Annotated in this window: 4 protein-coding genes; 2 read left to right on the top strand and 2 right to left on the bottom strand. The window is 58.6% G+C overall.

Annotation, left to right across the window (positions count from 1 at the left end; all coding sequences use genetic code 11):
* Nucleotides 1-61 precede the first annotated feature (61 nt).
* Nucleotides 62-7,117, top strand: a complete 7,056-nt coding sequence (locus tag KW839_RS01800; RefSeq protein WP_218423205.1) for an NEL-type E3 ubiquitin ligase domain-containing protein — start codon at nucleotides 62-64, stop codon at nucleotides 7,115-7,117.
* Between the two features lie 70 nt (nucleotides 7,118-7,187).
* On the opposite strand, the gene metH is transcribed toward KW839_RS01800, so the two are convergent.
* Complete coding sequence (metH, locus tag KW839_RS01795) at nucleotides 7,188-10,898, bottom strand: methionine synthase (protein WP_218423204.1); 3,711 nt, start codon at nucleotides 10,896-10,898, stop codon at nucleotides 7,188-7,190.
* A gap of 156 nt (nucleotides 10,899-11,054) precedes the next feature.
* Here metH and KW839_RS01790 point away from each other — a divergent pair, with 156 nt between their 5' ends.
* Nucleotides 11,055-13,352, top strand: a complete 2,298-nt coding sequence (locus KW839_RS01790; protein WP_218423203.1) for a fatty acid cis/trans isomerase — start codon at nucleotides 11,055-11,057, stop codon at nucleotides 13,350-13,352.
* 57 nt (nucleotides 13,353-13,409) lie between these two features.
* Here KW839_RS01790 and KW839_RS01785 read toward each other — a convergent pair whose 3' ends face one another.
* Entirely contained in the window at nucleotides 13,410-17,513 is a 4,104-nt protein-coding gene (locus tag KW839_RS01785; RefSeq protein ID WP_218423202.1) for a membrane-targeted effector domain-containing toxin, read from the bottom strand.
* Nucleotide 17,514 lies beyond the last annotated feature (1 nt).

The raw sequence follows: 17,514 nt of genomic DNA, 5'->3' as shown, positions 1-17,514 counted from the left end.
CCTGGAGTCGCGGACCTGCTGATTGACTGATGCCTTATCCAATCGCATCAGGTATTGCTAAATGAATGGGACGTCATCGGCCACGGAAAAAGGCCTGCACAATCATTTCATCAAGAAAAAACTGCACTCGCGGATACGCCATTTCTCCTCGGCAAATATCAGCGCTCTGGATCGGGCCAGAACGCCGGGAGGTCTGGCCGAAAACGCTATGCCTGACTGGTTTGAGAAAGCGACCAGCGAACAGCGCCAAAGCGTACGCGATAGTCAGACGTTGAGTCGAACGTCCAACCAGACGTTGGCGCAAACACTGACAGGACTCAAAGGGGTCACCGAATTCGCGCAACCTTTGCTCGAGGCAGCGCTGAGAAAAAGGTTCGGGTTGACCGTGGATGTCACGCAGACCTGGTTCTATCAGAGGATTCTCAGCGACGATCTCGCCACCAACCAGACACTGCTGGAGTTGGCACTGCGCAATTTTGCAGACGGCCAACCGTTCGATGACGAAGACGTCATTGCAGAGCGGGGTGCTCTGGTTCCCTATTTGGAGGTCGGTAAGGGGCCTTATGGTTGGAACCGCCCGCAAAAGGGGCCGTCAACCCGTTACCGGATCAAGAAGCTCTCGATAAAACCCGCCGATTTCGCCGCCCTCTGCCGTGAGCTGGACATCGGCAAGCGCTACCAGAATCACTTGACGGCGATGTTTGAAGCCGCGGACCGGGTTTCTACCGTACGAGACCAAACGATCCAGGCGTGGAAGGACAGCCTGCGCGTGCATGCCCATATCGCCCATCTCAAGTCGCTGATCACTTCGTCGGCTTATAACACTTTGCTGGCAGTGCTCAACGGCGACGCATCGCCGACCCTCGACGGTGAGCGCGTCACGTGCAGCCAATTGCACGTGCTGGGTTCGCCTGTCAGTGAATTGTTTGTCATTGGCGCAAGCCGCCGCAAAAACAAAAAGATCGATCTCAGCTGGACGAATCCAGGGGTAAACCTGATTGACGTCCTGACCTACGAAGATTCGCGAATCATCGTGTGCATTCCTGGCGATCCGCTGGCGCCGGTCATGGAGTACGCCTCGCTCAAGGCATTTGAAAATGACTTGTGCTACCGGCTGCGCGATGCGGCCTATCAGCGCGCGTTCCTCCGGTTGATTCCCCACGGCGATGCGGGGAAGTTTCTGAGCAAGATCAGTACGGCGCTGCAAACGCTCAAATGGAGCCCTGACTTCCCCCTCCGCCAGGAGACCCTGCTGGGGCACAGTAACGGAATCTACCAACATGCCTACCGGGACGAACCGGCTCTGGACATCAGTGAGGCGTTCTTTGATACGCAGCCGTTCGGCGAGCTGTACACACGGCACCAGACCCGCCTCAAAGACACGGCCGAACAACTCGCCGTGCCGACGGTCAAGGTCGACCACGACGCCTGGCATGCAAGGATGGTCCACTATGCCGAATGGGGGCTCGACATACTCAATGTGGGCGCATTTTTTGTGCCCGGCCTGGGGGAGGTGATGATGGCCGTGATGGCCGTGCAACTAACCACGGATGTTTATCATGGGGTTGAAGCCTGGAGCATCGGCGATACCGATCAGGCCTGGAACTACCTGGGGTCGGTCGCTGCGAACCTGGCGTTTATGGCAGCGATGGGCGCGGTGGCCAGCAAAGCGCCAAAAGTGCTGTCAAACCCATTTGTCGATGGGCTGGTCAATATCAAGTTGCCGTTTGGCGATGAGCAACTGTGGCGCCCCAGCCTGGCCCCTTACAAGAGCGATGTGGTGTTGCCTGAAGGGCTCAGGCCCAACACGTCGGGGCAGTATGAATTGAACGGCAAGACCTACATCAAACTCGATGGCGATCCATACGAGAAAATTTTCGATCCGGCCTTGGGCAAGTGGCGTCTCAAGCACCCGAAGAACCCGCACGCCTATCACCCGGTGCTGGAACACAATGGTCAGGGCGCCTGGCGTCATCGCTTCGAGCGCCCCTTGGAATGGGGTCGAGCGATGATGCTACGGCGCCTGGGCCACGCAACCGACGGACTTGACGTTGCAACCCTGGATAAAATCGCAGAGCTCAGTGGCATCGACGACAATGCACTGCGCAAGGTGCATACCGATAACCGGGCAATGCCATCGGTGCTCTCTGATGTCCTGGCGCAATTTCAAGCCGACCGCCAAGTCACCGAACTGATTGAGCGGGTGCGTCTGGGCGAATCAGTGCCAGACACTCTCGTTAATATTTCTTTGCCGCACGTGGTCAACATGCCGCGTTGGCCGCAGGGTCGAGTCATCGAGATTTTCGATCAGGCAAACCCGGGTCGCGCTTCATTGACTTATGGCAAAGCGTCAATCCCGACCAGGCCGGCCATCAGGATTTCAAACGCGGATGTTTCTCTCGGGAAGCTGCCGCACCGGGTGCTTTCCTCGCTGGACGAGAGTGAGATCACCGCTTTGCTCGGTGGCGAAGGCGCCCGGGTCGAGGCCGAGCGAGAGGCGGTTTTTCGACAGCAGCTGGCCGATCATTTGTCGGCCAATAAAACCTCAATGTTTGACAGCATCGAAAAGGGCGCCAACGCAACAAAGCTGCAAACGGCTGAACTCAAGGCCTTGCAGCGCAGCTTTCCCGACTTGTCGAATGACGCGGTACAAGAACTACTTTCTCGAGCGACCACCAGAGAGCGTTTGCACTTAAAGCAAACGGCGCGACTGCCCGGCAGTCTGTTACTCAAGGCACGAGCGCGTGCGCGTCTGGCTCGCCTGAACAAGGCCATGGCCGGATTATCACTGGAGAGTATGGCGTCGGCCGACAGCCAGCGTTTGGCCCTGCATGCCTTGCAGAATCTGCCTGGCTGGCCAAAGAACCTGCGCATCGAGCTGCGCCAGGGCGACTGCGGCGGCACCTTGCTCGACAGCATCGGCAGCCCGTCGGCAACGCAGGTCAAGTACCTGGTCAAGGATGGCTATCAACATCGAAAAGCCAATCAGTTTCAGGCTTTTGACCAGCAAGAGAACGCGCTGAACAGTGTGCCGGAGCTGGGTGACAACTTCTTCTCTTCGATCATGCACGCTCTGCCCGACGCTACCCGCGAAGGGCTGGGTCTGCCCCACGTCGGGCAGAGTGTCGCGCTGCAAGAGACACTCACCGCCTACGCTACGCAGCATCGCCAGAAAATGCTCGAGACGCTGGTGCCAAACGCTGCCAGGCAACGCTTCAAATGGCCGCAGCGACTGGCCGACGCAAGGTTCGGGTACCCCTTGAGCGGAAGAGGTGCGGGCGCGTCAGTGAACCAGTCCCTGGTCGGGAGAGTACGTGATGTTTATCCGCGTTTCTCCGATGAACAGGCGTCGCAAATGATTGAAAGGCTGATACTGGATGGGCGCACCGAATCGCAGATTGCTCACCTGTTGAATCTGCGCGCACGTGAGTACGAGGGTCTGTGTACAACGCTCGACCGCTGGCTGGAGACTGCGCAGGGTGAGCCACGCAATCTGCAGAATGCGGCGCAAAGTATTAAGGAAGCCTGGCAAGCCAGGGGTATCGTCGATGGCGAGGCCTCCACGATCATTTTGTTGAACGGCGTCGACAGCCTGCCGGCGCTTGCCGCCGACTTCTCCCATGTGCGCCGTGTGTGCATGGATACCGACCTGTTGCTCACTCAAACCCCCGAAGCCATTTCTCAAGCCTTTCCCAACGTCGCAATGCTTGATCTGACTTACACGGAGTCCAACGATCTGGCACGGGTCGCCGAGGTTCTTGCCGGCCTGCCACAAGTGCGCGAACTCGCGATTTACGGATACGGACCGTTGTTTGCCGATGGCGCGCAACAAATGATAGGTGCAATGCCGCAACTGGAGCGTTTGTACGTGCTTGGCAAGGTGCACGGGATGGATGTCAGCGCCATGACCGGTTTGCGCTCCCTGACGCTGGCCGGGGACATGGGCTGGCCGCAAGGGGTGCTGGATTTACCTGATCTGGAAGCGTTGTCCATCGAACAAACCTCGATTACAACGCTGCCGGAGGAGTTGTTTACGGGGCACGAAAATATCTGGCGCGCCCTTAAACTCAATTGGATGGCGCTGGAACCCGAGCAGTTCATGCGGGCGTTCGAGCACGTATCGAGTCATCTTGCACACGTGTTTGACGTCGACGCCATGGTGCACGGCTATTGCCGCAAGACCTTGCAACGCATCCTTTCCGAGGATTCGGTATTTTCCGCCAGCGTCATGCGCGAGTTGCTCGCCGAGGGCATGTCCAATCGCATGTTGGTGCAGCGTTTCACACAACTGAACCTGGAGGAGACGAGTCTGGAGCGGCAGCTGTCCCGGTGGCATCAATCATTCGCCACTGGCGATCGCTTTAACGCCTCTGTGCTGAATGCGCAGCGTATTTGCTCCGACATCAGAAGTTGTTGGCTTGCCGGTCTGCGCAAACGTTATGGCGGGGAAACTGCGCAGGTCGCTCAGCCGTCGACTTCATGGGGGGCTCCTCAGGCGCAATCGCTTCGCGCGGCTTTCCTTGATCTGGCAGGCTCGCCATTGGGCTCGTTGCCTGAGCTGCCGGCGCTGCCGACCACCGGTTTTACCCATGTGCAGGTGTTGGGTCTGTCGGACCTGCGGGTGTCGGCTGAAGATCTCAGCGGTTTTGTGCAGCACTTTCCCGAGGTGCGATCGGTGGATCTGAGCGGCAATCAATTGTCCACGATTCCCCAGGGGTTGAGCTCATTGGGTCGATTGACAGAGTTGAACCTGGCGCGCAATCAACTTTCAGTCACGGCGGCGGTGCAGGCCGACTTGAATCGCCTGGCCGCCCTTCAACAGTTGAACTTGCAGCTCAATCGGGTGGAATCGCTGGATGTCACCGCGATGACCCATCTGCATACCTTGCGCCTGGGCCGCACGGGCATCAAAGAATGGCCCAATGGCGCGCTCGATCTGCCGGGGCTGCGCAAATTGGATTTGAGCCGTACGGCGATCACGACCATTCCCGAGCAGGCGCTGACCGAAGGTTTCAGTACTGTAGTCGATGTCAGCGGGTGTGCGCTGACACCCCGGGCGCGAACGGATTTGCTGGCCAGTACTTCCGCTCCCAAGGTAATGGGGATCGAGCGAACGGTATTGCTTGAGGGGCGAACCGGGGGCGAGCCGGAGTATTTTCCTGAGTTTGTGTCGCACAATCCGGCGTTATTGCTTGAAGTGCCGTCGATCACAGCCCAGGAACTACAACAAATTGCGCCAGTGGCACGGCTGATGCGACTGGATGCCCAGTTACTGGAGTCGGAGGCGACACAACGCATAGAGGCACTTTCCAGCAAGGGTATGAACGCAGAAGACGTTGATGGGCAAATCGCGGACTGGGAGCAGCAGCACCAGAATCTGGTTCAGAGCCTCAACGCCTGGATCGAACAACCGCCCTATCAGGTCGGGGACTTGCGTACTTTGACTTGGGTGTCGGCGCTGGAACGGCGCCGGGCCGCCGATCAACTGCTGACGTGCTGGCGGCAAAACCTGCGCGGCGCAGCGGCGGGCGAGCATCCGGCCGGGGCCTACACCCTTGATTTTTCATCGATGCCGCTGGGAAGTTTTCCGCCATTGGCGGGTGATTTTGCCCATGTTGGCACTTTGAAAAGCAACCGGGTTTATCTGAGCGAGCAAGGTTTGCAGGGACTGGTCGACGCATTCAGCCATATCCACACCCTAGAGATCGATTCCAATGGCCTGTTGAATTTGCCGGAGGCGGTTACCTCCTTTCGTCAGCTCAAACGGCTTAGCGCGGCTCGCAACGAGATGATCAACACACTGGACTTGCAGGCTCGCGTGTCAGCCCTGACCACCCTGGAGTCATTGAATCTGGCGTCGAACGCGCTGGAGGGACTCAATGTCACGGCCCTGAGGAATCTGCGCGAGCTCGACCTGCATGAGAACAATCTGGTCGTCTGGCCGGAGGGCGCGCTGCAACTTCCCTTGCTAAGGACGCTGAATTTGAGCGAAAACATGATCGAAGCGTTGCCCGAGGGACTTCTGAGTGATGTCCCGAGCGAGCTGGTCAGGGGTATCAATCTCACGGACAACAGCCTGGATGACGATGAGCTGAATGAGATTGGCAGTTATCTGGAGCGAACCGGTCATGGCTTGGGTTATACCACCGAGAGTCTTGATCAGGCATTGCGCACTTATGAGCACGAGTTTGGTGAGGGCGAGTCCACTTCTGACGGATCGGAATACGACACGAGTGACGAAGAAGTGGTGGTCGACACGACAGGGGATGTGGCCCGGGAGCAATGGATAGATTCGACATCCAGCACAGCTGATGAACTGAGCGGGATATGGAGCAATTTCAAACAAGAGCCCGCAAGCCCGGCTTTTTTCAAGATGCTTCACAAGCTGTTGGGTACACCGGAGTACAAGTTACAACCCGGCAAGCTGCGTTTACGTGTCGCGGATGTTCTCAGGGCAGCCCAGGAAGATGAAACCCTCAGGGGTGTGCTGTTTGAAATGGCCAATGTTTCTGACACCTGTCCGGACGGTTACGCCCTGGTGTTCAGTGATATTGAGGTGAAAGTCTACGAGTGCGGCATTCTGAAGGCTGCTCCAGTGCAGGACCAGGCCAATGTTTTGTTCCGGCTTGGCAGGGCCCAGTTCCGCCTCGACACAATCGAGTCGATCGCCGCAGACTTCATCAAACTGCGCAAGCGCTTGAAGCTCCATTACGATGAAGCAGAAGTGCAGTTGGCGTACCGCATTGGCCTTGCCGATCGGCTGGACCTGCCGGGGCAGTTCAGAAACATGCGCTACGAGCAGTCCTCGCATGTGACGAGGGAGATGCTTGATGAGGCGTATGCCAAGGTCATCGCTGCCGAGCAGTCACAGGATTTGATCGTGGCTTTGGTGCAGCGTACCTATTGGGCGGATCTGCTCAAGAGCGAAAACCCTGAGCGGTTCATCGAACTGGAACAAGAGCGCAGCCAACGGCTGGAGGTGCTCGAGGGTCAATATCCGCAATTCAATGAGGCCTATAAGAGCGCCTTGGTGATGCTGGACATTGAAATGAAGCAAAAGGAAATGCAGGTGTTGATCGAACTATCAGGTCCGAAGATCGCCACGCTCACGCCGTGAACCTGTCATCCCGTTGATTGAAGACCCCGGGGGGCAGTGTCTGGCCCCCCCGGGTGTTTCGGGCAATCAATCAGTTGTCATAGCCCAGGTTCGGCGCCAGCCAGCGTTCGGTCACGCTCAACTCCTGGCCTTTACGCGACGTGTAGCTTTGCACCTGATCCTTGTCGACCTTGCCCACGGCAAAGTATTGCGCCTGCGGGTGGGCGAAGTACCAGCCGCTGACTGCTGCCGCCGGGAACATCGCATAGTGTTCGGTGAGGAACACGCCGCTGCGGCCTGCGCGCATTTCCTCGGCTTCTGGATCGAGCAGGGCGAACAACTGGGCCTTCTCGGTGTGATCGGGGCACGCCGGGTAGCCCGGGGCAGGGCGGATGCCGCTGTATTGCTCCTTGATAAGCGCCTCGTTGTCGAGCGCTTCGTCCTTGGCATAACCCCAATAGTCTTTACGCACCTGCTGGTGCAGCCACTCGGCGCAGGCCTCGGCCAGGCGGTCGGCCAGGGCCTTGACCATGATCGAGTTGTAGTCGTCGCCGGCATCCTGATAAGCCTTGGCCACTTCTTCGGCGCCGATGCCGGCGGTGGTGATGAAGCCGCCCACATAGTCGGTGACCTCACTGTCCTTGGGCGCGACGAAGTCGGCCAGGGAGAAGTTCGGCTTGCCGTCGGTCTTGATGATCTGCTGGCGCAGGTGATGCAGCTTGGCCATTGGCTTGCCGTCATCGCCGTAGAGTTCGATGTCGTCGTCATGCACCTGGTTGGCCGGCCAGAAGCCGAACACCGCACGGGCGCTGATCAGCTTTTCGTCGATCAGTTTGCGCAGCATTTCCCTTGCGTCGTTGTACAACGAGGTGGCGGCTTCACCGACCACTTCGTCCTGGAGAATGCGCGGGAACTTGCCGGCCAGGTCCCAGGATATGAAAAACGGCGTCCAGTCGATGTACTCGGCCAGAACGTTAAGGTCGATGTTGTCCAGCACGCGGGTGCCAGTGAAGGTCGGCTTGACCGGCGTGTAGCCTGCCCAGTCGAACTGCGGCTTCTTGGCGATGGCCGCGCCATAGCTCAGGCGTTCGGTGCGGGCACTGCGGTTGGCGGTGCGCTCGCGAACGTCGATGTAGTCCAGGCGGGTTTTCTCGACAAAACCGGCCTTGAGTTCCTTGGACAGCAACTGGGTTGCCACGCCGACGGCGCGGGAGGCGTCGGTGACGTAGATCACCGCGTCATTGCTGTACTTGGGTTCGATCTTCACCGCCGTGTGCGCCTTGGAGGTGGTCGCGCCGCCGATCATCAGCGGCAGGTGGAAGTCCTGGCGCTGCATTTCCCGGGCGACGTGGACCATCTCATCCAGGGACGGCGTGATCAGCCCGGACAGGCCGATGATGTCGCACTTCTGCTCCTTGGCCACCTGCAGGATCTTTTCCGCCGGCACCATCACGCCCAGGTCGACGATGTCGTAACCGTTGCAACCGAGCACGACGCCGACGATGTTCTTGCCGATGTCATGCACGTCGCCCTTGACGGTGGCCATGAGGATCTTGCCCTTGGCTTCTGGCTTGTCGCCTTTTTCCAGTTCGATGAACGGGATCAGGTGCGCCACGGCCTGCTTCATCACCCGGGCGGACTTGACCACCTGCGGCAGGAACATTTTGCCGGCGCCGAACAGGTCGCCGACGATGTTCATGCCGGACATCAGCGGGCCTTCGATCACTTCGATCGGGCGGGCGAAGGACTGACGGGATTCTTCGGTGTCTTCGACGATGTGGGTGGTGATGCCCTTGACCAGTGCGTGCTCCAGCCGCTTGTTGACGTCCCAGTTGCGCCACTCTTCGGTCTCTGCTTCCTTGACGCTGCCGTCGCCTTTGTACTTGTCGGCGATGGCGAGGAGGGCGTCGGTGCCTTCCGGGGTGCGGTTGAGAATCACGTCTTCCACGGCGTCGCGCAGTTCTGCCGGGATCTGGTCGTAGATCTCCAGTTGACCGGCGTTGACGATGCCCATGGTCAGGCCGGAACGGATCGCGTACAGCAGGAACACCGAGTGAATCGCCTCGCGCACCGGGTTGTTGCCACGGAACGAGAACGACACGTTGGACACGCCGCCGGAGGTCAGCGCGTATGGCAGTTCATCGCGGATGTAGGCACAGGCATTGATGAAATCGACGGCGTAGTTGTTGTGTTCTTCGATGCCGGTGGCCACGGCGAAGATGTTCGGGTCGAAGATGATGTCTTCCGGCGGGAAGTCCACTTCGTTGACCAGAATGTCGTAGGAGCGCTTGCAGATTTCTTTCTTGCGCGCTTCGGTGTCGGCCTGGCCGGCTTCGTCGAAGGCCATCACCACCACGGCGGCGCCGTAGCGCTTGCACAGTTTGGCGTGGTGAATGAACTGCTCGACGCCTTCCTTCATGCTGATCGAGTTGACGATGCCCTTGCCCTGGATGCATTTGAGGCCGGCTTCGATCACTTCCCACTTGGAGGAGTCGATCATGATCGGCACGCGAGAGATGTCCGGTTCGCCGGCAATCAGATTGAGGAAGGTCACCATGGCCTTCTTCGAATCGAGCATCCCTTCGTCCATGTTGATGTCGATCACCTGGGCGCCGGCCTCGACCTGCTGCAGCGCGACTTCCAGGGCTTCGGTGTAGTTGTCTTCACGGATCAGGCGGGCGAATTTGGCGGAACCAGTGATGTTGGTGCGTTCGCCGACGTTGACGAACAGCGAGTTGCGATCGATGGTGAACGGTTCCAGGCCCGACAGGCGGCAAGCCTTGGGAATGTCCGGGATTTCCCGCGGTGCATAACCGGCCACGGCCTTGGCAATGGCTTCGATGTGGCCCGGAGTGGTACCGCAGCAACCGCCGACGATGTTGAGGAAGCCGCTTTGGGCGAACTCTTCGATGACCTTGGCGGTTTGTGCCGGCAGTTCGTCGTATTCGCCGAATTCGTTCGGCAGACCGGCGTTCGGGTGTGCCGATACGTGGGTGTTGGCCTTGTTCGACAACTCTTCGAGGTACGGGCGCAACTCGCTGGCACCAAGGGCGCAGTTCAGGCCGACAGAAATCGGCTTGGCGTGGGCCACGGAGTTCCAGAAGGCTTCGGTGGTCTGGCCGGACAGGGTGCGACCGGAAGCATCGGTGATGGTGCCGGAAATCATGATCGGCAATTCGACGCCCAGTTCCTCGAACACACCTTGCACGGCGAAGATCGCCGCTTTGGCGTTGAGGGTGTCGAAAATGGTTTCGATCAGGATCAGGTCGGCGCCACCTTCAATCAGGCCTTTGGTGGCCTCGGTGTAGTTTTCCACCAGTTCATCGAAGGTCACGTTGCGATAGCCGGGGTTGTTCACGTCTGGCGACAGCGAGCAGGTGCGGCTGGTCGGGCCCAGGACGCCGGCGACGAAGCGTGGCTTGTCCGGGTTCTCGAGGGTTTTCGCATCGGCGACCTTGCGGGCCAGGCGCGCGCCTTCCACGTTCAGTTCGTACGCCAGTTCTTCCATGCCGTAGTCGGCCATGGAAATCCGGGTGGCGTTAAAGGTGTTGGTTTCCAGAATGTCAGCGCCGGCATCCAGGTAGGCTTTCTCGATGCCGCCAATCACATCCGGGCGCGTCAGCACCAACAGGTCGTTGTTGCCTTTGACATCGCTGGGCCAGTCAGCGAAGCGTTTGCCACGGTAATCCTGTTCCTCGAGCTTGTAGCTCTGGATCATCGTACCCATGCCGCCATCGAGTATCAGGATGCGCTCTTTGAGGGCGTGCTTGAGAGCTTGAAGGCGAACACTGCGATCGGACATTTGGACTACTCGGTAAGACCATGACGAAGGGCCGGGATCATAGCAAACTTGTGCGCTTGTAGAGCATCCTCGGGATTTGCATGAATATCGCTCATGTTGGCACGGTCGTCAGGCCGGTAGAATCGCGGCGTTTTCAAAAGGATCAGGACCAGGGACATGTCGTATCGTTTCGTCATCAGCACTGTGCTGTTGTTTTTAAGCTGGGGCGCAACGGCGCAGGGCCCGGCGATTTCCTCTGCCATTTCCTACAGTCGCGACATTCAGCCGATCTTTACGGAAAAATGCGTGGCCTGCCATGCCTGCAACGACGCTGCCTGCCAGCTCAATCTGGGCAGCGGTGAGGGCGCGGCACGGGGGGCGACGAAAGTCCCGGTGTACGATGGTGACCGCAGGCAGGCAGTTGCACCGACCCGGCTGTTTTATGACGCCTGGGGCAAGCAGGCCTGGCAACAGAAGGGGTTTTATCCGGTGCTCGACACCCAGGCCACCCAGGCCGGGTTGATGGCGCGGATGCTTGAGTTGGGGCATAAGACCCCATTGCAGCCCAATGCCAAACTACCGGCGGACATCGTCCTGGGCCTGAGCCGCAATAATATGTGCGCCACGCCCGCCGAGTTTGACGGCTATGCCGCCACCCATCCCAAAGAGGGCATGCCGCTGGCGGTGACCGGCCTGACCGATCAGCAATACCAGACGCTGCAGCGCTGGCTGGCCTCCGGTGCGCCGATCGATGAACACGCCCTGGTCCCCAACGCAAAAGAGGCGTTGCAGGTGGTGCAATGGGAAAGCCTGCTGAACTCGCCCGGCGCCCGGGAAAGCCTGGTGGGGCGCTGGCTGTATGAGCACTGGTTCCTCGCGCACGTGTTTTTCAAGGACGGTGAGCCTGGACACTTCTTCCAGTGGGTGCGCTCGCGCACACCGACCGGCCAGCCGATCGACCTGATCAATACCCGTCGCCCGAACGATGATCCGGGCACCGTGTTTTATTACCGCTTGTGGCCGGTGCAAGGCGTGATCGTGCACAAGACCCACATCAGCTATCCGCTGAGCGCGGCGAAACTGGCACGGGTGAAAAGCCTGTTCTACAGCGGCAACTGGCAGGTCGATGCCTTGCCGGGTTACGGACCGGAGCGCCGGGCCAACCCGTTTGCGACGTTCGAAGCGATCCCGGCCCAGGCGCGTTATCAGTTCATGCTCGATAACGCCGAGTACTTCGTGCGCACCTTTATCCGTGGTCCGGTGTGTCGTGGGCAGATTGCCACGGACGTGATCCGCGACAACTTCTGGGCGCTGTTCCAGGCGCCGGAGCACGATCTATACGTTATCGATCCGAACTATCGTGGCCAGGCGACGCCTTTGCTGGCGATGCCGGGACAGAACGACGATGTCGGCAGTGTCCTGAGCTTGTGGCATGACTACCGCGACAAACGCAACGAATACGAAGTGCTGCGCCGGGACAGCTACGCCGAGGTGCCGGCACCGAGCTGGTCGAGCCTGTGGGCCGGCAACGACAACGCGCTGCTGAGCATTTTCCGCCATTTCGACAGCGCCTCGGTGACCAAGGGCCTGATTGGCGACGTACCGCAGACGATGTGGCTGTTCGATTTCCCGTTGCTGGAGCGCACTTATTATCAGTTGGCGGTCAACTACGACGTGTTCGGCAACGTCTCCCATCAAGCCCAGACGCGCCTGTACTTCGACCTGATCCGCAATGGGGCCGAACAGAACTTCCTGCGCTTGATGCCCGCCGATTCACGCGAGGGCTACCTCGACGACTGGTATCAGAACAGTGGCAAATTCAAGATGTGGCTGGACTACGAGGCTATTGACGATGACACGCCAACTGCGCTGAAACTGGACGCGGCAGATCCCAAGCGCGATTTTGCCCGGCAATTGCTGGCCCGGTATGGCGAGCTCAATGCCCGGCCCGATCCGATCAATCGCTGCGAGGGCGCCTATTGCTCGCGCCCAAACATTGATCCCGAGTTGCAGGCTGCCGAGCAGGCAATGAGCCGCCTGACCGCGCGCCCTGCGGCAGGTCTGAAGGTCATTGACCTGTTGCCGGAAGCGACCATGTTGCGCGTCGAGACTCGCAGCGGCAAACGCGAGGTCTACAGCCTTTTGCGCAACCGTGCGCACAGCAATGTGGCGTTTCTGTTGGGTGAGTCGCTGCGCTACCAGCCAGGGCTGGACACCGTCACGATTTTTCCGGGCGTTCTCAGCAGCTACCCCAACTTCATGTTCAACATTTCGGCCGGGCAAGTTCCCGTGTTCGTGGATGCAATGGAGCGCGCCAGGGATGCGAGTGACTTCGAGAAAATCGTCGAGCGCTGGGGTATACGTCGCAGTCATCCGCAGTTCTGGCAGTACTTCCATGACTTGAGTCGTTACATCCACGAGACCGAGCCGGTGGAAGAGGGCGTACTGGACATGAATCGCTACGAGAATCTCTAGCGGGTCGTTGACTGCGAGGCAGGCGATAGAAAAGCGAGGTCAGAGCCTGTACAGGGCTCAGACCTCGATCATCGCCAATTCATCCATCAGCGCGTCAGTCAGTGCATCAAGGTCACTGAAACGTCGGTTGCTCACCGCGCCGAATGCTGCGTGGTTGACATAGGCCTGGCTGCCGTCAGCGAACACCGGTACATCAATGCGCTCGCCCTGAGCGTTCACGTAGTGCACGGCTATCTGGCCGGAAGGCGTTCTGGTCGTCGTGAACTGATTGGGGCTATGCACACGAAAGGCGATCTCGTGTTCATTTGTCGGGCACGGCAGGCAGGCGAGCAGGTCGCATCCGTGAGTGACCTGGTGAGTTCCGGAAGGGGAATGGATAACGATGCCCGGATCACTTTTGACTCGCATGCTCGGTTGCGTGGCAATACGACTGTCCACCCGGACGCTGGAGGCATTGGTCAATTCGACCAGCCCGGGAATGCTCTGCAGTGTATTGCTGTGTCCTTGCCCGACAAGTGCGACCCAGCGATGCGGGCCGTGGGCCAACTGGTCAAATGAAATTTTTTTCCAGGCAAAGAAGTTGAACATCGTCACCCGATCAAGTTGATCCGATAGCGTCGGCAGGATGTGGGAGGGTATGAGAGTCTGCGCAGTGATCAATGAGCTTGCGGTGGTATCCAGGGCCATGACCGGGATTGCTTGAGCATGCGCTTCTTCTACCAGACGCGTGTAGCTGTAGGCGTCCGGGACGGTGCTCAGGTCATCAACCAGTTGAAGCCTGTCTCTCAGCACCTGAGGCAAATGAGCTGTTGGTGATGCGTTGAACTGATCCAGAAGGGCCTGATGCAGGTCAGTGTTCAATACTTCCAGATAAAAACCCCGGACACCCTGGCGTTTGAGTTCCGCCATGTTGTTGATTAAAAACTGACGTGTCAGCGAATAGTGATGCGTTTCTCCGAACACCAGCCCATTGCGCTGGCCGAACAGGTATTGGAACAGTTGATCGGGCGACAGATTCCGGCCCGGTAGCATGAACGGTCTGGCAGGGGCCTGGAAGGTTCGAAAGTAGCTTCTGGCATGTCGGCGCAATCTCGATTGAATGGCAAAGATGTGCAACACGCCTGCTGTCTGGGCATTCATCGCAAAGGTCGGATGTAGCATGCCAAGACTCATGGAACCGGCGAGGGAGAGATTGAGCGCCGGCAGCGCCGCTAGGTCTGCCGGAGGCAATTCATAATCCAGGTAAGTGGTCTGCAGCGGACCTTTTTCGATAGGGCCCATGCCTCCTGATAATCGCAGCATGGGTTCGGCTTGCCAGTTTTCCAGTGTTTCATCCAGAACCAGCGGGTAGCGCAGGGTTTTGTAACCCGTACCCTGGGGGTAAAGGAAACGCTGCCCCTGAGCTATATCGCACAGGTAGTGCTTGCGGGCGATCAAGACGTATTGTTGGGGCGAAGTCTTGCTCTGAAAAAGATTGCCTTTGATCAGGTCCAGATCCAGCGGGTTGACCGCCACCTCTATTCCGGACAGATCAGGGGCCGGTCTGAATGCCGGTACCGCGCCGAATGCCGGTAGCCGCAAGGGTCGCCCCTTGGCTGCGGTGATGGACCAGAGGGCTCTGGCCGCAGACTTTGACGCCGCCATCTGATTGAGCAGCAGGAACGTTCGAGTAACGCTGCGGACGGCTTTGAAGGCGCTGGTGATGGGCAGAAAGCTGATCAGGTTCAGCGACAGGTCCAGCCCGAAGCTGATTTTGTTCCACAACGATTGTCGTTCGACTTCGGCGTTGCTGGTGGATTGATGATCGGCGTTACGCCGCAGCGTGACGACCTGCTGCTCGTACAAGGCGTCGTGCAGGGAGGTGTTAATGGCAAAGGTATGAAGGGTGTCAAAGGGGTTGCCGATTCGGCTTCGGGCATTGAGCACCAGCTCGCTCAACAAGAGGGTGCGAGCGACCTTGCTTTCGGTCAGTGCCGCCTGCCCGGGCGTTGACAGGCGTTGCATGAAGTAGTGGCGCCATTCGGGCGATGTGTCCCACTGATCCTTGAGGAACTGCTGCATCGTCGCACTATCGGCAAACTCCTTGATGGCGTGTCCTGTCGGTGCCCAAGGGGTGTAAAGGATGACGTTGGGCAGCGCTCGGCGATTGTCCACGCTGATCATCAATACATCATTGAGGTTGTAGCCGTTGCGGGCATCCGGGGAATTGGCAATCAGAAGCGAGCTCGCCACGATTTTATGTTCGCCAACGGTTTTTCGGCTGGCCGGGGTATCGCCATCGATGAGTGCCTTGACCCATTGGTAGCCACGGTTTTCCCTGTCCTCGAGAAAACAGTTCGGGTCCAGCCTGGCCGCCAGCGCATGAGTCGCCAGGCTGGCTCGGTGAGCATCGATCCAGGTTTTGCGCAGGGATGAACCTTTCTCCATCAGGCGTGTTTGCAGTAACTGGTCGTAGCCTTTGCTCACATCCAGCGTCTGGACGAGGGATGTCAGATAGCTTGCATCGAACTGGATGGGTGCGCCGGACGTGGTCTTGCCGGACGCAGACATCGAGGTTTTTTCACCGGTAAACAACTTGTAGAAGCTGAAGTCCCACGGATTGCTGTTTTTCAGTGCAAATTCGGTCAATGACAGGGTGATCGTGTACTCAGGCCGGATTGTCGGGTCACTGGAGTAGGGGACTTGATCAGCTCCGACGCCGCCGCCCGTGCTGGCGGGGTTGATACTGGTGGTCATGGTGACGGGTACTTTATCCGGGTCAATTTCCTTGTCCGGGTAATCGATTGCCAGTTGCCGGACCAGCTCCTTGCGGGAAAAATCTCGCAGGAGCGGTATGGCTGCTTCCCGGATCTTTGTGGCCAGGATTTTATTGGCTGCCAGCTCGGACTCTGCCAGCCGTTTGAGTGCTTGTTGGTCCGCTGGACCGGCCTCCCGGTACCAGGATGGCAAACTTGCCTCGATGAAACGTCGGCTGCGTTCGATCAGCAGGTCCCGGGTATCCAGGAATGAGCCGATAGTGGCCAGACGGTTGAACAGTTCATGGACCTGCTTACCGTTGACCTCATGCCGGGGCAATTGACGCCAGCCGTACTCGATGTCCTGTTTCTGCAAGGCCAGCAACGCGTGCACTCGATTCTCGAAAAGGTTCTCGTGAACTTGAATGTAACTGAACAGCGGTGACGCCTGGTATCCGTTGGCGCGTGCCTGGTCTTGCCAGGTGATATGAGTCATCAGGCTGTCGCCGGTACCCGCATTGGTGAATCTGGTACGCAAATATTGATCAAGAGCCTGCAGTGAGACAAATGAATCAATACCCACACCCTGGGTGAAAAGCGCGACTGCACCGATATCGGTGTTTGCATCGATATCGGCAACAGGGGTTTTGCTTGAGAGCACGAATACCCCGGCCAAAGGGATGTCAGGCTCGTCGTTCCGGCCTTTAAGGCTCAGCGAGAAGGCGGCTGGCCTATGCGTTTGCGGCAGATGTGCGCGTGATTGACTGGATGGATGGCTGACGATTTGCCCGACCAGGGTCTTGCATGACTCGTCGAGTGTGCCGTCTTCCACACGCAATGCCGCTTCGGCCAGCAAGGCCTTGGCCAATTGATCGGCCAGCCATTGGCGACGGGTCATCGGGTTGCCCGGCGTGTATGCCCCGCGCCAGAAACGGTCCAGTTGCTGCTGATAGTGGCGATCCGGCCTGCGGATCAGCTCTTCAATAAAGGTTTCGAATGCTGGCGTGCTGCCGATGGTGCTGTTGATGGTGCGTAACTTGTGCGGGGCAGACGGATCATTCACCTGGTAAGTGGCTTTGGCGTAGTAGCGGTAAAACCGGTTTGGGGCGTCAAAATTCTCTCCTCCCCAGGGCTTGTCGTTGAACAGCGCGGACAACGGGCGTTGCGCTGTGCCTGAGTGCACAACCGTTTCCGAGCCTGATTGGAGGGTGAGTTTGATGTGTTCTTCGTAGCTCACTGCTTCCAGGGTAACGGGCGGGGGATGATCGAGAAACGAACGCTGGATTTTTGCATCGAGCAGGTCTGCCAGCACCCCGGCGGCTTCGGGCTGTTGGTCGAGCAGATGCTTTAGCGCGAGTTGATGCTCAAGCAGTTGTTTCAGGTGGGTTTGCTGTCGGGCTTCGATCAAGGCAGCGGAAGCGGTCATA

The sequence above is a fragment of the Pseudomonas sp. PDM31 genome (assembly GCF_019218965.1).
GTDB lineage: Bacteria > Pseudomonadota > Gammaproteobacteria > Pseudomonadales > Pseudomonadaceae > Aquipseudomonas.
Note: the sequence above shows the minus strand (reverse complement) of the source record. Positions and strands in the feature narration are given on the sequence as shown.

Excerpts from the sequence above, each read along its gene's own strand:
- KW839_RS01790 (WP_218423203.1), top strand. The coding sequence starts at position 11,055 with ATGTCGTATCGTTTCGTCATCAGCACTGTGCTGTTGTTTTTAAGCTGG.
- KW839_RS01800 (WP_218423205.1), top strand. The coding sequence starts at position 62 with ATGAATGGGACGTCATCGGCCACGGAAAAAGGCCTGCACAATCATTTC.
- KW839_RS01785 (WP_218423202.1), bottom strand. The coding sequence starts at position 17,513 with ATGACCGCTTCCGCTGCCTTGATCGAAGCCCGACAGCAAACCCACCTG.
- metH (WP_218423204.1), bottom strand. The coding sequence starts at position 10,898 with ATGTCCGATCGCAGTGTTCGCCTTCAAGCTCTCAAGCACGCCCTCAAA.